Origin of the sequence: Bradyrhizobium sp. CCH5-F6, from assembly GCF_001556045.1 — a bacterium.
Classification (GTDB): domain Bacteria; phylum Pseudomonadota; class Alphaproteobacteria; order Rhizobiales; family Xanthobacteraceae; genus Bradyrhizobium.
The window spans coordinates 1-18224 of record NZ_LSIC01000162.1; the positions used below are offsets into that span (position 1 = coordinate 1).

Here is an 18224-nt window from a genome sequence, read left to right on the forward strand (position 1 = left end):
GGGCACGCTCGTAGACGACCACTTCGTCGGGCGGGGGCGGCCGGCGCTTGGGCGGCGTCTCGACCACCTTGCGCTTCGGCGGGGTCTCGTCGACGCGCTTCTTGATGACGGGCGGGGTGACCGGCGTTGCCGGCGGCGTCGGCGTCGAGCACGGGCAGGTCGGCGCCATCGCAACGGCGACCGGGGCGGGCGTCGTCGCGGCGGCAACCGGCTGGCCGTAGTTGCGGTTCTGGACGCGGAGCAGCAGCCTGCGCGCTGTGGCAGCCAAATCGCTGTTGTCCCAGTTCGCCAGATAAGCCTCGAACGAGGCGCGGGTGTTGATCGCGGTCGCGCGCTCCCAGGCCAGCATCTGCCGCCGCCGCTCGAGCACGGTGCGCAGGCGCGGCGTGCGGGCGTCCTGTGCGTACAGCTCGATATAGGCCTGATAAGCGGGCACCGTGTCCTCGGTGATCACGAGTTCATAGGCGACCGCGGCCGGCTTGCCCTGCAATTCCTTGCGCCAGTCCTCGAGGCTGCGCGTGGCACTCGCAAGCGCCATCGAATCTGCGCCTGGAAGGGCAGGCGTCTGGACGCTGCTCTCGCCGAAGAACCTGAAGTCCGTGGTCAGCGAGGAGCTTTCCCAGGGGATCTGCCGTCCGTCGGTCGATTGAGCCACGGCGACACGGATGCGCTTGAACACCTCCTCGATCGGCAGATTGGGTTGCTTGGCGATGGTCAGCGCGGCCGCGGTATAGGGGCTGTCGAGGCCGTTGCCGTCCTCGGCCTCGGCGCCGGGCGAGGTCGAATAGGAGATGAAGGAGCCGGGCGCGCCGGCCTTGGTGTCGACGATCGCAAGTCCGTGGCCGGCGCCCCTGAGCGCGGGGAACGGATTGTTGCGGCAGGCATCGAGCATGAAGATGCGCGCCCGCGTCGGCAGCGCGCCGAGTGTGTTGAGCAGATCGTTCAGCCGCACGCCCTGGAGCGGAATGTCGGCCTCGCGCTTCGGATCGAGATCGACCGGCACCAGATAGTTCTCGCCGTCGATCTGAAGGCCGTGGCCGGCATAGAACACCAGCGCGACGGTGTCGGCGCCGCTGGCACCGACCTTGCCCGCGAAGTCCGAGATCGCCGCGCGCATCTCGTTCTGCGCCAGGTTGGCGGCCGTGGTGACGGTGAAGCCGGCACTGCCAAGCAGCTCCGTCATGCCCTTGGCATCGTTGGCGGCGTTGGGGAGTTCCGGCACCGTGCGATAGGCGGATTGGCCGATCACGAGCGCGAGCCGGGCTTCGGCGGCGGCATCGGTCGGCGTCATCAGCTGCGTGAGTGCAAGAAAACCGGACGCAAGAAGCAAATTGGAAAAGTCTGGACGGCGCATGGTATCACCTCCGTCGGCAATGCGCGCGCGATGATGGCAGCTTTTCTACGCCTGCGCCATGAACACGTCTGTGCCCTGGATCACGCAGGGCCGCGGCAAAATGGGGCAGACGGCGGTGCGGCAGGTGGAGGTCGTCAAGAGCGAGGTGCCGCGACGGCACTGAATGGCCCTAAAGCCGGTCCACCGGCTTGAACGTCCCGTCCTTCTGGATCACCGTCAAGAACACCTTCGGCGGCGTGTCGATCATGCGCGTGCCGATTGTGAAGATGCTGCCGCTGATGTCGAAACGGCCGATATCGTTGATCGCGCGCAGCAGGCTCGCGCGCGTCGGATTCGGTCCGGCCGCTTCCAGCGCGGCAGCCGCGAGACGACCTGAGAGATAGCCTTCGAGCGACACGAAATCCGGCGTCAGCGTCGGATCGAACGCCTTCTGCGCCGCCTGGTAGTCGGCGACGAGCTTGAGCGAGCGGTCCCAGGGAAACGGCACGACCTGCGAGACGATGACGCCTTCTCCCTCGGGGCCGAGCTCGGCGGCGAGCGCATTGGCGCCGACGAAGGAGATGTTGACGAAGGTCGGATAAAAGCCGCTGCGGTGGGCGAGCTTGATGAACTCTGCGCACGGGCCATAGGTCCCGACCATGACGATGGCCTCGGGGTCGGCACGCTTGATGATCCGCCAGGCCTGGCCGACCGCGCGGGTGTTGCGCTCGAAGGTGCCCTCGGCGGCGAGTTCGAGGCCCCGCCTGGCGAGCGCGCGCTTCACGCCAGCCAGACCGTCGCGGCCGAAGGAATCGTCCTGGTAGAAGATGCCGATGCGGGTGAACCTGCGATCCTCCGTGAGATGCTTGATCCAGGCCTCCGCCTCCGCGCCGTAGCTCGCGCGGATGTTGACGACGTTCGGAAGTTCGAGGTCGCGCAAGAACTCGGCGCCGGTGAACGGACCGATGAAGGGCACGTTCCTGGTGCTGGTGATCGGAATGGTCGCCATCGCGGTGGGCGTGCCGACCGCGCCGATCAGCGCGAACACCTTGTCGTCCTCGATCAGGCGCAGCGTCTGCGCCACGGAACGATCGGGATCGTAGCCGTCGTCGCGACTGATGAGCTGGAGTTTGCGGCCGTTGACGCCGCCCCTGGCGTTGACCTCCGTGAACGCGGCGACGATGCCTTGCCGCATCCGCAGTCCGAGCGCGGAGGAGGGGCCTTCCAGCGCGGCGGCCTGCCCGAACAGGACGGCATCCTCGCTGACGCCGGCCTCGTCGCCTCTGGACGCGAGCGCGCTCGCGGCCAGGAGCATGCTGGCCAGGATGGCGGATCTCGCTGATCGAAATCGATGCATCGGGAAGTCTTGCCGGATGATTGGAGGAAACCTGGCGCAAAATATCCTTGCGAGCCTGAACAGCTCGCTAAACGGCACGACATCGGTGATCCGTAGTACTCCGGGCAAAACCGGCAGATTGTTTCCACTATGCGAGGTCATTCGCGCACTTCATTAACTAGTTTCCGCGCTGCGGAACGATCGGGTTTCGAAATTGTGCAGTTCTTAACCGCGGTCTTGTTCCGATAGCGACGCCGGCACCTCAACCAGAGGTTCGGTTTGTCGCGGACAGGGGGACGGCGGCTTCAAGATGGGCGGTCAGGATCACAACGATCAGGATCGGAGGCGTATGACCGGATGGTGGCGCGCCGCGCCGCTGCTCGGGCTCTATCGCCCTGCGCTCGTCGCGGTGGGAGTCGGACTCCTGTTCTCGATCGTGGGCGCTGCCGCCGTGGCACGATGGGAAAATCGCGTCAACAGGATCGAGTTCGGGAACGCGGCCGAGACCCAGGCGATCGTCATGCAGAACGGCATGAACGAGTACATCTCGAGGCTTCTCGCACTGCGCACGTTGTTCGAATCGACCAACGACGAAGTCACCCGCAGCGAGTTCGAGACCTTCAGCGCCCGCCTGTTCGAGCGCCACCCCGGCATGCTGCGCATTGCCTGGTTGCCGCGCGTCGGCCGCAAGGAGCGCGCGGAGTACGAGGTCGCCGCGATCAGGGACGGTGTGCCCGGCTATCGGATCAAGTCGCTGCAGGGGCAGAATTTCGACACGGCGCCGCAGAGCGACGAATATTTTCCGGTGTTCTACTCGACCCAGCCGAAGACCTCTTCAGTCTATGGCATGGACTATGCGACCGTTCCGGAGCGCCGGGCGCTGCTGGAGCGCGCGCGCGACAACGATCGCGTCGCAGCCATTCGCACGCGCCTCTTCGAACCGAAGCAGGGGGGCGGCCTTGTGCCCGACGTTCTCGTCGCCATTCCCGTCTACGCCAAGGGCACGTCACGCGAGGAGATCGCGGACCGGCGCCGCAATCTCGCCGGCTTCGTCGTCGGCATCTTCGACCTGCCGCTGCTGATCCAGTCCATTCGCGTGACCACCGGAGCAAGCCCCGCGGTCAGCATGAACGTCTACCCGCCCTTCACGGCACAGATCGCCAACCTGGAGGAAACACTGCCGGATTACGCGTCGGCCGCCACCCCGCCGCGCTCGATGCGGGACATCGCGCGGTCCGTGCACTGGTCGGGCAGTCTCAGGATCGGCGATACCGACTGGCAGGTGCGGGCGGTTCCGACCGTCGGCGGACCGCTGGCGACGACTTATGATCGCGCGGGCGCGGTGCTGATCGTCGGCATGCTGCTGACGCTGTCGCTGTCGACCTATCTGATGCTCGCAAGCCGCAATTCCCGGCGGCTGTCGCAGGCGAACCGGCGGGTGCTCGAGCTCGCCCAAACCGACATCCTCACCGGACTGCCGAACCGCGCCTTCTTCCTCGCCCGGCTCGACGAGCTGAACGCGCGGCGCGAGGGCGCCGGCCCGGCCTTCTCGATCCTGATGCTCGACCTCGACCGCTTCAAGAACGTCAACGACTCGCTCGGCCACGGCGCCGGCGATGCGCTGCTGCGCCAGGTGGCGCAGCGGCTCAAGTCGGCCATGCGCGCCGGCGACGTGCTGGCGCGGCTCGGCGGCGACGAGTTCGCCATCATCCAGAAGGCTTGCGAGGATCAGCATGCTTGCGCGACCGAGCTCGCAGCGCGGATCGCCAAGCTCGTGGCAGAGCCGTTCCTGCTGCCCGGACATCGCGTCGAGATCGGCACCAGCATCGGCATCGCGATCGCCCCGGATCATGGCAGCGACCAGGAGCAGCTGCTGAAGAAGGCGGATCTCGCGCTCTATCGTTCGAAATCGGCGGGCCGCAACTGCTTCACCATCTATGACGAGGCGATGTCGGCCGAGCTGGAGGCCCGCAACACGCTGGAGGGAGATCTGCGCGACGCCATCGCGCTGTGCCAGCTGGAAGTGCATTACCAGCCGTTCGTCGACGCCCTCAGCGGCGAACGACGCGGCTTCGAGGCGCTGGTGCGCTGGCGCCATCCGACGCGCGGACTGATCCCGCCGGACCAGTTCATCCCGCTTGCGGAGGAGACCGGGCTGATCGTGCCGCTCGGCGAATTCGTGCTGCGGCGCGCCTGCGCGGACGCCGCCCTCTGGCCATCCGATCTCATGGTCGCCGTCAATCTGTCGCCGATCCAGTTCAAGGAAGCCGAGCTGTTCGAGATGATCGGCGCGGCGCTCGCGGATTCCGGCCTGCCGCCGCAGCGGCTGGAGATCGAGATCACGGAATCCGTGCTGCTCGAGCGCGGCGTCGAGAACCACGCCTTCATGGAGCGGCTGAAGGGCATCGGCATCGAGCTTGCGCTCGACGATTTCGGCACCGGCTATTCCTCGCTGAGCTACCTGACCGCGTTCCCGTTCGACAAGATCAAGATCGACAAGTCGTTCATCCGCAACCTCACGGAGCAGCCGCGCAGCTCCGCGATCATCTCCTCGATCGTGACGCTGGCACGCGGGCTGGACATGTCGGTCACCGCCGAAGGTGTCGAGACCCACGAGGAGTTCGAGCGGCTGAAGGCGCTCGGCGTCAATTTCGCGCAAGGCTATCTGTTCGGCCGCCCGCAACCGGTCGATCGGATCCTGTTCGACGCGCCCGCCAAATCGTCACGGCGCGACGCCGCCTGAGCGCGCCGAAGGGGCATGCGCGAAAAGCGCTTGACCCGGGCGGTCCCGGATGGTCCGAAGGACCGTCCAGGGATGAAACACACAAATATGCGGCTTCCGTTCTTCTACGGCTGGGTCGTGGTCGCCGTGACCTTCGTCACGATGGCCATCGGCGTGAACGCGCGCACCGCCTTTTCATTGTTCTTTCCGCCCATCGTCTCCGAGTTCGGCTGGGAACGCGGCGTCACTGCGGGCGCGTTCTCCTTCGGATTCGTGGTGTCGGGCGTGGTCAGTCCGCTCATCGGGCGCCTGATGGATCGCGCAGGTCCCCGTGCCGTGATGGAGCTCGGTGTCGTGTTGATGGGCGGCGGGCTGCTGCTGGCACCGCTGACCAGTGCGCCCTGGCATCTCTATGTGACGATCGGCGTCATGGTCGGAGCCGGCTCGGTCTGTCTCGGCTATTCCGGCCAGTCGCTGTTCCTGCCGAACTGGTTCATCCGCAAGCGCGGCTTTGCCATCGGCATCGCTTTCGCCGGCGTCGGCATCGGTTCGGTGACGCTGCTGCCGTGGGTGCAGCACATGATCGAAGAGACCGGCTGGCGCACCGCCTGCACCGCGATGGGCGTGCTGATCCTGATCGTGCTGGCGCCGATCAACCTGTTGCTGCGCAAGCGTCCCGAGGACATCGGCCTTCAGCCGGACGGCGACGCGACGCCGGCGCCCGGCGCCGCAATGCCAATCTCGAACATCGTCGATCCCGTCTGGGCCGGCACCGAATGGACGCTGAAAAGCGCCGTCGCGACTGCGCGCTTCTGGTGGGTCGCGCTCGGCTATTTCTGCGGCCTCTACGTCTGGTACGCGGTGCAGGTGCACCAGACCAAATTCCTGCTCGACATCGGCTTCAGCCCGAACGTTGCCGTGTGGGCCCTCGGCATCGTCAGCCTGCTCGGTATTCCCGGCCAGATCGTGCTCGGCCACGTCTCCGACCGTATCGGCCGGGAGTGGGTGTGGGCGATCAGCTGCGCAGGTTTTGTCGTCTGCTTCGCGGCGCTGATGGCGCTGAAGTTCCATCCGTCATCATGGCTCGTCTATCTCATGGTGTTCACGCAAGGCGCGCTTGGCTACGGCCTCACCTCGATCATGGGCGCGGTGGTGTTCGAGATCTTCCAGGGCAGGCACCAGGGCAGCATCTTCGGCACGATCATGCTGGCGGCGCTGGCGGGCGGCGCGGCCGGCCCGTGGGTGACCGGCTTGCTCCATGATCGCGCCGGCGACTACACGCTGGCTTTCGCAATTGCGATGGTCGTGAGCGGATTGTCGGCGCTCTCGATCTGGCAGGCCGCGCCGCGCAAGGTGCGCGCCGTGGCCGGCCGGCTGCACAAGCTCAAGGGACCAGCCCGGGATTGATTCCGGATGCATCGGATTGCCTGCCCCGCCTTCGTCAACCGTTAAGCATGGTCGCGTCTTGCCGCGAGGCCGGCCGGTTGCAAAAACGTCTTGGACACCATCGGAACGCTAGCTTCGCGCATTGCCGCTTCTTCCCGCTGCCCCTGGTCCAACGATGCCTGCCTCCGATTGTCGTGTGATGGAAACTCCGAACCTCCTGTCGGCTGCGCTGGAGCACGCCGAAGATGCCGTGGTCATCATCGACGGCGCGCGTCGCGTCTCGCATTTCAATGCGGGCGCAGAGCGGCTCTGGAAGCTCGCACGCGCCGAGGTACTCGGCCGCAATGCCGAACTTCTTGGTCTCAAATGCTTGCAGGCCGATCCGATCGCGGAGTTTCGCGACGAGATCAGCCTGACGCGGCGCGACGGCAGCCGGATCCGGGCTGCCATCTCGGTGTCCTCCATCGACGGCGGCGCCGGGATCCATCACGTCGTGTTCGCACGCGACGTTACCGCTGAAGCTGAGCGTCGCGCCCGCATCGCGCTGCTCGATGCCGTCTCGGACCAGACCAACCGCGCGGTGCTCGTCACCGATCCGTCGTTGAACATCCGCTACACGAACGCGGCGTTCACGGCCCTGTTCGGCTATGGTTCGGCGGAGGCGGAGGGGCGCCTGGCGACCGACCTTCTTGCCGGTCGTCACACCAACCGGAGCTCTCTGACGACGATCGGCAGGCGGCTCATCACGGGCGGTCCGGGCGGCGAGGCCGAGGTCCTCGTCTACACCAGGGAAGGCGAGGAGATCTGGGTCTCGGCAAGGATCGACGCGTTTCGCGATCACAAGGGCCGGGTCAAGCACCTCTTCGCGCTGCTCGAGGACATCACCGAGACCAAGCAGCTGCGCTCGCTTCAGCAACTCATCATGAGCGCGCTCGCCGACGAGGTGCCGATTGGCGAGATCGCCGACCGGCTGTGCCGCCGCGTCGAGGAGATCGCGCCGGACGTCGTTTGCTCGCTGCTTCACGTCGATGCCGCCGGCCTGATCCATCCGCTCGGTGGTCCCAGCCTGCCCGAGAACTATTCCCGCGCGCTCGATGGCATCGCGATCGGCCCCAATGTCGGCTCCTGCGGCACCGCGGCCTTCTACGGCGTGCCGGTTCTGGCGACCGATCTCGACACCGACCCGCGCTGGCAGCCTTACAAGGCCATGCCGCTCGGGATCGGCCTGCGCGCCTGCTGGTCGACGCCGGTGAAGGCCAAGGACGGCCGTGTCATCGCAACTTTCGCCTTTTATTATCGCGAGCCGCGCGCGCCGAGCAATTGGCACCGTCGCATCGTCGAGGCCTGCGTCAACCTCGGCGCCTTCGCGATCGAGCGCAAGGAGGCCCGTGCTGAGATTGCGCGGCTCGCCTATCACGACATCCTCACCGGCCTGCCAAACCGCGCCCAGCTGCGCCACCTGATCACCACGGCGATCGATGCCTGCCCGACCGGCAGCCATGTCGCGCTGGCCTTCCTCGACGTCGATCATTTCAAGGATGTCAACGACACGCTCGGTCACGCCGCCGGTGACGAGCTCCTGGTCCAGCTTGCGCAGCGCCTGCGCGAGCATATCGGCCCAGGGGACATGCTGGGCCGGCTCGGCGGCGACGAGTTCGTCATCCTGCTGCCGCAACGCAACGCCGAGGGTGCCGCGCGCGTCGCTGCCGATATCGCCGACGCGCTGGCGCGGCCGTTGCGGCTCGGATCGAAGCTGATGCCGATGTCGGCCAGCATCGGCATCAGCCTCTACCCGGATCACGCCACCGACATCGACACCTTGATGCAGCAGGCGGACGCGGCCATGTACATGGCCAAGCAGGCCGGCCGCTCGACCCATCGCATCTTCAGTGCCGAGATGAACGTGCTCGCGGAGCAGCGGTTGGCCTTGATCGCGGCGCTGCGCCGCGCGATCGCGGAGGGCGCACTGAGCCTCAGCTACCAGCCGCAGATCCGCAGCTGCGACGGCGCGATCCACGGCGTCGAAGCGCTGGCGCGCTGGCACGATGCCGCGCTCGGCGACGTCTCGCCGGCAAAGTTCATCCCGCTCGCCGAAGAGTGCGGCCTGATCGAGCAGATCGGCATGTGGTCGGTGCGCGAGGCCTGCCGGCAGATGGCCAGTTGGCGCAGCGCCGGACTCAACATCCCCAGCGTGTCGGTGAACCTGTCGCCGATGAATTTCCGCCATGCCGCGCTCGCTGCGCGACTGAAGGACATCCTTGCCGAATACGCGCTGCCGCCGGACGCGTTGATGCTCGAAATCACCGAAGGCACGTTCATGCAGGATGGCGCCGCCGCGCTGGAGACGATGCAGGCGATCCGTGCGCTGGGCATCGGCCTTGCCGTGGACGATTTCGGCACCGGCTATTCCAGCCTCAGCCGGCTCGCCCATCTGCCGATCCGCGAACTCAAGATCGACCGCAGCTTCATGCGCGACATCGAGAACGACGCAGGCGCGCTCGCGATCGCCACCGCGGTGGTCCGCGTCGGCCAGGGCCTCGGCATGACCGTGGTCGCCGAGGGCATCGAGACCGAAGGCCAGCGCAGGACGCTGGCCGATCTCGGCTGCGACATCGTCCAGGGGTTCCTCTACGCCCCCGCGCTGCCTCCGGTCGCCTTCGAACGCTGGTTGATCGAGCATTGCGCCGAGCAGGCGAGGACCATGCTGGGCCGGCTCGACGTCGCCCCGGCGGCACGCGGCGCGGCGAAGCGCTCGGCTTAGGCGGCCCCCGCATTGGGGCCGGCATACGCAATTATCAGCGCCGTCTCAGGCACAAATCAAGGTTTTCTCCAAGCTTTCCGCCGCGCGCGCGCCATAATGCCCGCAATCGGACCTATCGAGGCAGAAAGCTCGTCAGATGTTGCAATATCGCGCCTGGTACACGACGGGATCAGCCGCCCTCATGCTCGCACTGATCATGGGTACGCTGGTCAACGGTCTCACCGCGTTCTTTGTCGCGATGGAAGCCGCCGAAGGTTGGGGCCGCTCCGAGATAGCCGCGATCAACAGCTTCGGACTTCTCGGCATAGCGGCCGGAAGCGTCATCATGGGATTCGTCTCCGATCGCCTCGGCATCAGGCCGATATGCCTGATCGCGGTCGCCGTCATGGGGGCCTGTCTGCTCTTGACGGCCTATGCGCATGCGCCCTGGCAACTTTATGTGATCTTCTTTCTCGCCGGTGCACTGAGTGGAGGCGCGCTCTTCGCCCCGATCTTTGCGACGGTTGGAAACTGGTTCCCGACTTCCGCCGGCCTCGCGATCGGGATCGCCGCCGCAGGGCAAGCCGTTGGCCAGGGCGCTGTGCCCTTCCTCTCGGCCTATCTCATCGAGCGCTATGGCTGGCGCGGTGCGATGATCGTCCTGGGGACGGCCATTCTCGTGACGCTCCTGCCGTTGGCCGCGTTCATGCGCGATGCCCCCGCGCCGGCGTCGGGTGGCGGCGCAGCGCAGATCCCTCCGATTCGAGCGAGCGTCGCCGTTCCCGTCCTCAGTGTCGCGGTCTTCTTCTGTTGCGCCTGCATGGCGGTCCCCCTCATGCATCTGATGCCGCTGATTCAGGGTCTCTGCATTCCCGCGACCGATGCCGGCGGCGTCATGCTCGCCATGTTGCTTGCAGCAATTGTCGGCCGGATCGCGTACGGCAAGCTGTGCGACATGATCGGCCCGCTTTCATCGTGGGCGGTGGCGTCGGCGCTCCAGACCGCCGGCGTCCTGGCATTCACGCAATTCGGATCGTTGCGCGGCTTCCTGATCTTCTCCATCGTGTACGGGTTCGCTTACGCCGGCGTCATGACGAGCGTGCTGGTGTCTGCACGGGCTCTGACCCCGCCGGCGCGTCGCGGAGCCATGATGGGGATCATTCTCGCGTTTGCCTGGATCGGCCACGCATTCGGCGGATATCAGGGCGCTGCGACATTTGATCTGACGGGCACCTATACGACGGCCTTCGCCATTGGCTCTGCGGCCGGCGTTCTGAACTTGGCTCTCGTGATGACGCTACTGTTGCTCTCGCGACGCCGCAGCCTGCCGGCTGCTGCGGGAGCGCTGACCTGAGCTTTCAGCCTTCACTCCCCGCCAATCCCGTCCTGCGCCTGAGATCCGTGATCGCGCGCAGAAAGCTGTCGGCCGGCGTCGTCTCCGGATCGATCAGCCGATGCAGGCGAAAGCCGTCTTCCAGCGCGAGCACGATGGCGGCAATCCATGGCGGATTCAGATTGTCGTTCCGCCCGTTGCTCTTCAACGTCGCCTCGACGATGTCGGCGACCAGCTTGCGCCGCGCACGCAGGCGCTTGGCGAGCTCGGGGCGCCGCTTCGCGGCGCGCGCGACGAACAGGATCATCTCCATGTGGAGGAGGGGCGATCGGCCGAGCGGATCCTGCCGGTTGCGGTCCATCGTCTTCAGCGCAGCGATGAAATCGTCGAGATTGTCGTGCTGCGCGAGGATGTCCATGTTGCGCCGGATCGACTGCTCGACATGGTCCTCGAGCATGGCGATGATCAATTCGTCCTTGCTCTTGAAGTTGGAATAGAACGCGCCGCGGCTGAAGCCGGCGGCGGCTGCGATCGCTTCGATGCTGGCACCGCCGATGCCGTCCTGTTCGAACACGCGCGCGGCCGCCTCGAACAGTCTGTCGCGCGTGTCGTCCCTGGTCGGTCTCGTTCTCACCCTTGACATCGGCACAGGCTAGGGCAGACTGCAACTCGATACAACAATGTATCGAGCTTGATAATCCAGGGATGGTTACGCTGCGCACAAGGGGCTTGCCCGGCGTATTCGATTCATGCGGCAACCGATCCGAGGTCACCATGAACGAGCACGTGCAAGGCGCCGGTAGCGGACCGCTGTTCAACCCCCTCTCGCCGGACTTCATCCGCGATCCCTATCCGCATTACGACCGGCTGCGCACGATCGATCCCGTCCACGTGACGCCGTTCGGCCAGTTCGTCACGAGCCGCCATGCCGAAGTCAGCCTCGTGCTGCGCGACAAGCGCTACGGCAAGGATTTCGTCGAGCGTACCACCCGCCGCTACGGTCCCGACATCATGAAGGAGCCGGTGTTCCGCAGCATGAGCCACTGGATGCTGCAAGCCGATCCGCCGGACCACACCCGCCTGCGCGGGCTCGTGGTGAAAGCCTTCACCGCCCGCCGGGTCGAGGACATGCGGCCGCGCATCCAGGAGATCGTCGAGAAGACCATCGATGCCGTGATCGACCGCGGCCACATGGACCTGATCGAGGATTTCGCCTTCCGTCTGCCGGTCACCATCATCTGCGACATGCTCGGCATTCCCGAGGAGCACCGCGAGACCTTCTACAAGAGCTCGCGCGACGGCGGACGGCTGCTCGACCCCGTGCCGTTGTCTGCGGAGGAGATCAAGCAAGGCAACGCCGGCAACCTGATGGCGCAGATGTATTTCCAGCAGCTGTTCGAGCTGCGCCGTCGCAACCCCGGCGACGACCTCATCACGCAGCTGGTGCAAGCCGAGGAGGACGGCAACAAGCTCACCAACGAGGAGCTGACCGCCAACATCATCCTCTTGTTCGGCGCAGGCCACGAGACCACCGTCAACCTGATCGGCAACGGCCTCCTGGCGCTGCACCGCAATCCGGACCAGCTTGCGCTGCTCAAGGCGCGGCCGGAGTTGATGGTCAATGCGATCGAGGAATTCCTGCGCTACGATTCCTCGGTGCAGATGACCGGACGCGTCACGCTGGAGGACATCGACGATCTCGGCGGGGTGAAGATCCCCAAGGGAGAGACCGTGCTGTGCCTGCTCGGCTCGGCCAACCGCGATCCCGCCGTCTACCCCGACAGGCCAGACCGGCTGGACGTCACCCGCCAGAACGTCAAGCCGCTGTCCTTCGGCGGCGGCATCCATTTCTGCCTCGGGGCCCAGCTGGCGCGCATCGAGGCCGAGATCGCCATCGCGACGCTGCTGCGGCGTCTGCCGGACTTGCGCATCGACGACGTCGAAAACCCGGAATGGCGGCCGACCTTCGTGCTGCGCGGGCTGAAGCGGCTGCCGGCGAGCTGGTGAGGGGCGCGCGTTAACCTCCGCGCGGAACAGTCGCTGTGACTTCGCCACACTTCCCTCTATATAAGGGGCTGTTCCGGCGCGCCTGAGGCCCTCAGGTTCGGCCCGGGCCGGTTTGGCCGAGGGGAGACCCGTGCAGACGACGCTGCTCGGATTGGCGATTGCCTTCATCATTGCGCTGCTGGCCGCGCTGATCGGGCCTTACTACATCGACTGGAACCAGTTCAGGCCCCAGTTCGAGGCAGAGGCCGGCAAGATCATCGGCGTGCCGGTCCGGGTGGCTGGCGAGCTCGACGCGCGGCTGTTGCCGGCGCCGACGCTGCGGCTGCGTGGCGTCACCTTCGGCGGCAACAACGATCTCGGCCGGCTGCGTGCCGACAAGCTCGACGTGGAGTTCAGCCTGGGCTCGCTGATGCGCGGCGAATGGCGCGCCACCGAGCTTTCGGTGGGCGGCATGGCGGTCGATCTCGGCCTCGATGCGCGCGGGCGGGTCGATCTGCCGTCCACCGCGAGCGGCGCCTTCAACCTGGCGTCCCTCGCCATCGAACGGCTGAACCTCACCGGCCGCATCGCCTTGCACGATGCCGCCAGCCGCTCGACGCTGGAATTGAACGATATCGCCTTCTCCGGCGACGTGCGCTCGCTGGCAGGCTCCGTGCGGGGTGACGGCAGTTTCACCGCCGCCGGCGTGCGCTACCCGTTCCGCGTCTCCTCCGGTCCGAGCGCCGACGGCAGCGCGACCCGTCTCCACCTCAACATCGATCCCGGCGAGCGCGCCATCCTCGCCGACCTTGAAGGCGTGCTCGCCTTCGACAATCGCCAGCCGAAATTCGACGGTGCGCTGACTCTGGCGGTGCCGGCCACGAAGAAGCCGGGGGAGGCGGGGCCGACGCCCTGGAAGCTCGCGACCAGGCTCAAGGCCGATCCGGCCGGCGCGAAATTCGAGCAGATCGACGCCAGCTTCGGCACGGAGGACTCCGCGCTGAAGCTCGGCGGCGTCGGCGATCTCAGGTTCGGCGCCTCGCCGCTGCTGCGCGCGGTTCTGTCCGCGCGGCAGGTCGATGCCGACAAGCTGACCGGCAGGGACGATACCGATCCGCAGCGCGTGCTGCCGGCGCTGCGGGCGGGCCTTGCGGCAATCCCGCAGACGCCGATCCCGGCGCAGATCGAATTCAACGCCGACCAGATCATGCTCGGCGGCCGCCCGCTCCAGAACATCGCGGCCGAGCTTCAGACCGACGGCAGGTCCTGGACCTTCCAGCGGCTCGAATTGCGCGCGCCCGGCTCGACGCAGCTCTCGCTCAACGGCGCGACACCGGGCGCGGACAGCTTCAGCGGCCGCCTGCGCGTCGAATCGTCCGATCCGGACACGCTGGTCGCCTGGCTTCAGGGCCGCAGCGAGGTCAACCGGCGCAGCACGCGGCCGCTGCGCCTTGCCGGCGAGGTCACGATTGCCGCCAACCATCTCGCCATCGACAGGCTGAAGGCCGACATCGAAGGCGGCAGTGTGGAAGGCCGCGTCGCCTTCGTGCAGACCGGCGCGAGCAAGGGCTCGCGGATCGACGCCGAGCTGAAGGCCGACCGGCTCGATCTCGATGCTGCCGCCGCCTTCGTGCGCGCGCTCGCGGGGCCGCAAGGCGAGTGGCCGGAAGAGGCGAAACTCTCGCTCGATATCGGCCGTGCGATCTCCGCCGGCCAGGAACTGCGGCCGTTCGCTGCCAAACTTGCATACAGCCCCGCATCGCTGTCGCTGGAGCAACTGCGCTTCGGCCAGGCGAGCGGCGTGACCACGGAGGCGAACGGCAGCTTCGACCGCGCCAAGGCCACCGGCAAGCTTGCGCTGAAATCCTCCGCCAATTCGCTGCGTGACCTCACCGCGCTGATCGAGCCGTTTGCGCCTGCGGTGCGTGCGCGCTTGGATGCTCTCCCGTCACTGCCCGGTGCGACCCGCCTCAAGCTCGATCTCAGCCTCGACAGGAACGCCGAGCATGCCGATCGCAGCAACGCCCGAATCGTGCTCGATCTCGACGCCCCGCAGCTCAAGGCCACCGCGACGTTGGCGGCGCAGACGCCGGCGGCGGCGATTGGCAGCATCGATCTCGAGCGCCTGCGCAACAGCGACTTCACGCTGGATTCGAGAGTGTCGGCGCAGCAAGGCGGCGCGCTGCTCGCGCTGCTGGGGCTCGATCGCATGGTGGCGGCGGGCGAGGGCGCCTCGCAATTCGAAGGCCGCTTGAGCGGCGCCTGGGGCCGTCCCGTGCAATTGACCGCAAAGCTCAGCGGCGGCGGGCTCGATGCGGATGCGCAAGGCAGCGTCGAATTGTCGGAGCCGAAGGCGAGCGTGAACCTGCGCGTGCGCAACGCCAATCTGGCGCCGCTGCTGGGGACCGGCCCGGCCGACAAATCGGCGCAGAATGTCAGCCTGTCGTCCCGCCTCACGTTCTCGGGCAATCGCGTGACCTTCGACGATCTCGACGGCAACGCGGCGGGCTCGCATCTGCGCGGGCGTATTTCGGTGACGCTCGATCAGGAGAAGAACGTCGAGGGCGAAGTCGGTCTCGACTCGCTCGATCTCGCGCCGGCGCTCGCGCTTGCCATCGGCGCGGCCGGACGCGAGTCCGGCGAGCCGTTCAGCCCGGGCCTCGTCAGTGGCTGGCGCGGCCGCATCGCCTTCCAGGCGTTGCGCGGAACGTTGCCCGGCGGCATCGAGCTGCGTCCCTTCGGCGGCACGGTCCGCAGCGACGGCCAGTCGCTCGCGCTCGATGCGCTCAAGGGCGGCCTCGGCGGCGGCGAGATGTCCGCGAGCCTCGACGCGCGCAACGGCGCGAATGGTCTTGCGCTGAACGCGCGCATCGAACTCGGCAATGTCGATGCGGCGGCGTTGCGCTACCGCGATCTCGCGCTGCCCAAGGGGCGCGCCTCGGTGCAGATGGCGCTGAGCAGTCAGGGCCGCAGCGTCGCGGCCCTGATGGGTGCGCTCGCCGGCAACGGCACGGTGACGCTCGAGTCCGCGGAGATCGCCGGCCTCAATCCGCGCGCTTTCGAGATCGCCATCCGCGCCAGCGACGGCGGGCAGGTCAGCGACGACAACCGGTTGCGGCAGCTCGTCGAGCCCGCGCTGTCGGCAGGCTCCATCGCGGTGCCCTCGGCGCAGATTGCATTCACGATCCGCGACGGCCGCCTGCGTGTCGGCGCGACGCCGCTCGAGGCCAGGAACGCCCGCGCCATCGTCTCCGGCGGCTACGACATTCCCGCCGACCAGGCCGACATCCGCGCCAGCCTGACGCCGATCATGACCGGCCTCTCCGGTGCCCCGCCGGAGATCCAGCTGTTCGCGGCAGGGCCGCCCGACAGGCTCAGCCGCACCGTCGACCTGACGCCGCTGTCGTCATGGCTTGCGGTGCGCACGATCGATCGCGAGACGCGGCGGCTCGATGCCATGCTGCCGACGCTGGTGTCGCCGGATCCCGCACCCGAGCAGGCGCCGGCCAATGTGCCGCTGCCCGGCCAGGATCCGCGCCGCGTGCCGGCAAGGCCCAGGGTCGCGCCGACACCGAAGGCCCCGCAGGCCGCTCCCGCGGCGCCCAGCCCGCCGCTCGCAAGCCAGCAGGCCGCACCGCTGCCGCCGCCGATCGAGGTGAAGCCAGCCCCGGGCCCTGCGCCCACAAAGCCCAGGCCGAAGCCGCCGCTGGTGCTCACGCCTCAGAATCCCTGAGGTGGAGGCGAGTGACTCGTGCCGTGCGGGAGGCGTGGCCGGGACGAGCCCGACAATGGCTGGAGCAGGCATCTGCAAAAGCCTTATCGCAAGTGCGCGCCTTGCCCGCCCGTGAACGCATTTCCTCGCATTTGAACGAATTTTCGTCGGCAAAACTGATTTGCCGATTTTACTGAATTCTCGCGTTTCATCTCTAGCGTCGGTCCCGAGGAATGCGGTGTCCCGCCACGAGCGGCGGGACGACACCAAGAACTGGGGTGATCGAGATGAACGGGGCGAAATCGCTGCTACAGGATCTGGACGACGCGATCGCGCGCGGCACCGACGAAAGCCGCGCGAAGGCGTTGTGGCACGCGACCGACATCCTGATCACCGGCCGCTACAGCGACGACGAGATCTCCACGTTCGGCGAGGTCATCGGTCGGCTCGCCGAGGAGATCGAGGTCGCCGCGCGGGCGCAACTCGCGGAGCTGATGTCGGGATGCGATCACGCGCCGCTCAACGTCATCGAAAAGCTCGCGCTCGACGACGAGATCGACGTCGCAGGTCCCGTGCTGCGCGACTCCAATCGTCTCGACGAGAAGATGCTGGTTGCGAGCGCCATGACCAAGAGCCAGTCGCATCTGCTCGCGATCGCGCAGCGCAAGTCGATCGGCGAAGCCGTGACCGACGTGCTGGTCAAGCGCGGCAACCAGGAGGTCGTGACCTCGGTTGCGAAGAACGATGGCGCGCGCTTCTCCGGATCTGGCCTGCTGCACATGGTCCGCCGCGCCGAGGGCGATTCGATCCTCGCCGAACAGCTCGGCCTGCGCAAGGATGTGCCGCGACACGTCTTCCAGCAGCTCATCTCGAAGGCGTCGGAAGACGTGCGCCGCCGCCTCGAGAGCGAGCGGCCCGAAATGATGGCGCAGATCCAGAGCTCGGTGACCGATGTCACCGGCGATCTCCAGTCCAAGTTCGGACCGTCCTCGCGCAGCTATTTCGTCGCCAAGCGCGTGGTCACGACGCAGTACCGGCAGGGCAACCTCAATCAGGACTCCATCTCGAACTACGCGCGCCAGCACCGCTTCGACGAGGTGCAGATCGGCCTGTCGCTGCTCTCGTCGCTGCCCGTCGACGTGATCGAGCGCGCGCTGATGGACCGCAATCGCGAGATGATCCTGGTCCTGTGCAAGGCGCTCGACTTCTCCTGGGACACGACGATGTCGCTCCTGTTCCTCGGAGCCAAGGATCATCTGATCACGGCGCGCGACCTCAAGGACAACGAGCGCGAATTCGGCCGGCTCAAGATCGAAACCTCGCGCAGCATTTTGAAGTTCTACCAGTCGCGCAAGAACAGCGCGGGTGCCGATGCGGGCCGTCAGCCCGAGCTTCAAATTCACTGAGGACAGGGGAGTATCTGCAATGTTGCCTCAATTCGGCACCGCGGTTCGCAAGAACGTCAACAAGGCTCCGGCCGCCGATATCGCCGGTGCGCCGGACAAGGCCTCGGTCGACGCCGCCTGGCTCGTGCTGGAGGCCGCCAACGATCTCGGCGACCATGCCGCGATCGAAGCCTGCCGCCGCGTCATCGACGCCGAGCTGAACGGCACGGTGGCGGGCAATGCGGACGTGGATCTCGTGCTGGGATATTTCAGGTAGGCGTGCAACGCCGC

11 protein-coding genes are annotated in these 18224 nt (G+C 66.9%); 8 read left to right on the forward strand and 3 right to left on the reverse strand.

The features are described from left to right. Together AX729_RS28220 and AX729_RS28225 are read right to left on the reverse strand one after the other, a co-directional pair. Nucleotides 1-1354, reverse strand: a 1354-nt coding sequence (locus tag AX729_RS28220; RefSeq protein ID WP_061027467.1) for a caspase family protein, incomplete at its 3' end; no start/stop codon positions are given. A 169-nt stretch (nt 1355-1523) separates the two neighbouring features. Beyond that, nucleotides 1524-2690 carry an ABC transporter substrate-binding protein gene (locus AX729_RS28225; RefSeq protein WP_061027468.1) on the reverse strand — a complete coding sequence of 389 codons (1167 nt, stop codon included), beginning with the start codon at nt 2688-2690 and terminating at the stop codon, nt 1524-1526. 328 nt (nt 2691-3018) lie between these two features. Here AX729_RS28225 and AX729_RS28230 point away from each other — a divergent pair, with 328 nt between their 5' ends. The 4 genes from AX729_RS28230 (at nt 3019) to AX729_RS28245 (ending at nt 10871) form a co-directional block, all read left to right on the forward strand. Then, nucleotides 3019-5412 carry a bifunctional diguanylate cyclase/phosphodiesterase gene (locus tag AX729_RS28230; protein ID WP_061027469.1) on the forward strand — a complete coding sequence of 798 codons (2394 nt, stop codon included), beginning with the start codon at nt 3019-3021 and terminating at the stop codon, nt 5410-5412. An 87-nt stretch (nt 5413-5499) separates the two neighbouring features. Further along, on the forward strand, nt 5500-6798 hold the full coding sequence (locus AX729_RS28235; protein WP_061027470.1) for an MFS transporter: 1299 nt from the start codon (nt 5500-5502) through the stop codon (nt 6796-6798). Nucleotides 6799-6952: 154 nt separating this feature from the next. Continuing rightward, nucleotides 6953-9538 carry an EAL domain-containing protein gene (locus AX729_RS28240; protein WP_061027471.1) on the forward strand — a complete coding sequence of 862 codons (2586 nt, stop codon included), beginning with the start codon at nt 6953-6955 and terminating at the stop codon, nt 9536-9538. 136 nt (nt 9539-9674) lie between these two features. After that, on the forward strand, nt 9675-10871 hold the full coding sequence (locus AX729_RS28245) for an MFS transporter (RefSeq protein WP_061027472.1): 1197 nt from the start codon (nt 9675-9677) through the stop codon (nt 10869-10871). A 4-nt stretch (nt 10872-10875) separates the two neighbouring features. Here the strand turns inward: AX729_RS28245 and AX729_RS28250 are convergent, their stop codons facing one another. Next, nucleotides 10876-11493, reverse strand: a complete 618-nt coding sequence (locus AX729_RS28250; RefSeq protein ID WP_061027473.1) for a TetR/AcrR family transcriptional regulator — start codon at nt 11491-11493, stop codon at nt 10876-10878. A 131-nt stretch (nt 11494-11624) separates the two neighbouring features. Between AX729_RS28250 and AX729_RS28255 the strand changes: the two genes are divergently transcribed. The 4 genes from AX729_RS28255 (at nt 11625) to AX729_RS28270 (ending at nt 18210) form a co-directional block, all read left to right on the forward strand. Then, nucleotides 11625-12857 carry a cytochrome P450 gene (locus AX729_RS28255; RefSeq protein ID WP_061027510.1) on the forward strand — a complete coding sequence of 411 codons (1233 nt, stop codon included), beginning with the start codon at nt 11625-11627 and terminating at the stop codon, nt 12855-12857. A 130-nt stretch (nt 12858-12987) separates the two neighbouring features. Continuing rightward, nucleotides 12988-16569 (forward strand): AsmA family protein, encoded by a 3582-nt coding sequence (locus AX729_RS28260; protein WP_061027474.1) that lies wholly within the window; start codon nt 12988-12990, stop codon nt 16567-16569. Between the two features lie 266 nt (nt 16570-16835). Continuing rightward, a complete protein-coding gene (locus AX729_RS28265; protein ID WP_061027475.1) occupies nt 16836-17954 on the forward strand; it encodes a DUF2336 domain-containing protein in 1119 nt (372 codons plus the stop codon). Between the two features lie 19 nt (nt 17955-17973). Continuing rightward, the gene (locus AX729_RS28270; RefSeq protein ID WP_061027476.1) at nt 17974-18210 is read left to right on the forward strand and encodes a hypothetical protein; all 237 of its coding nucleotides are present in this window, start codon (nt 17974-17976) and stop codon (nt 18208-18210) included. Nucleotides 18211-18224 lie beyond the last annotated feature (14 nt).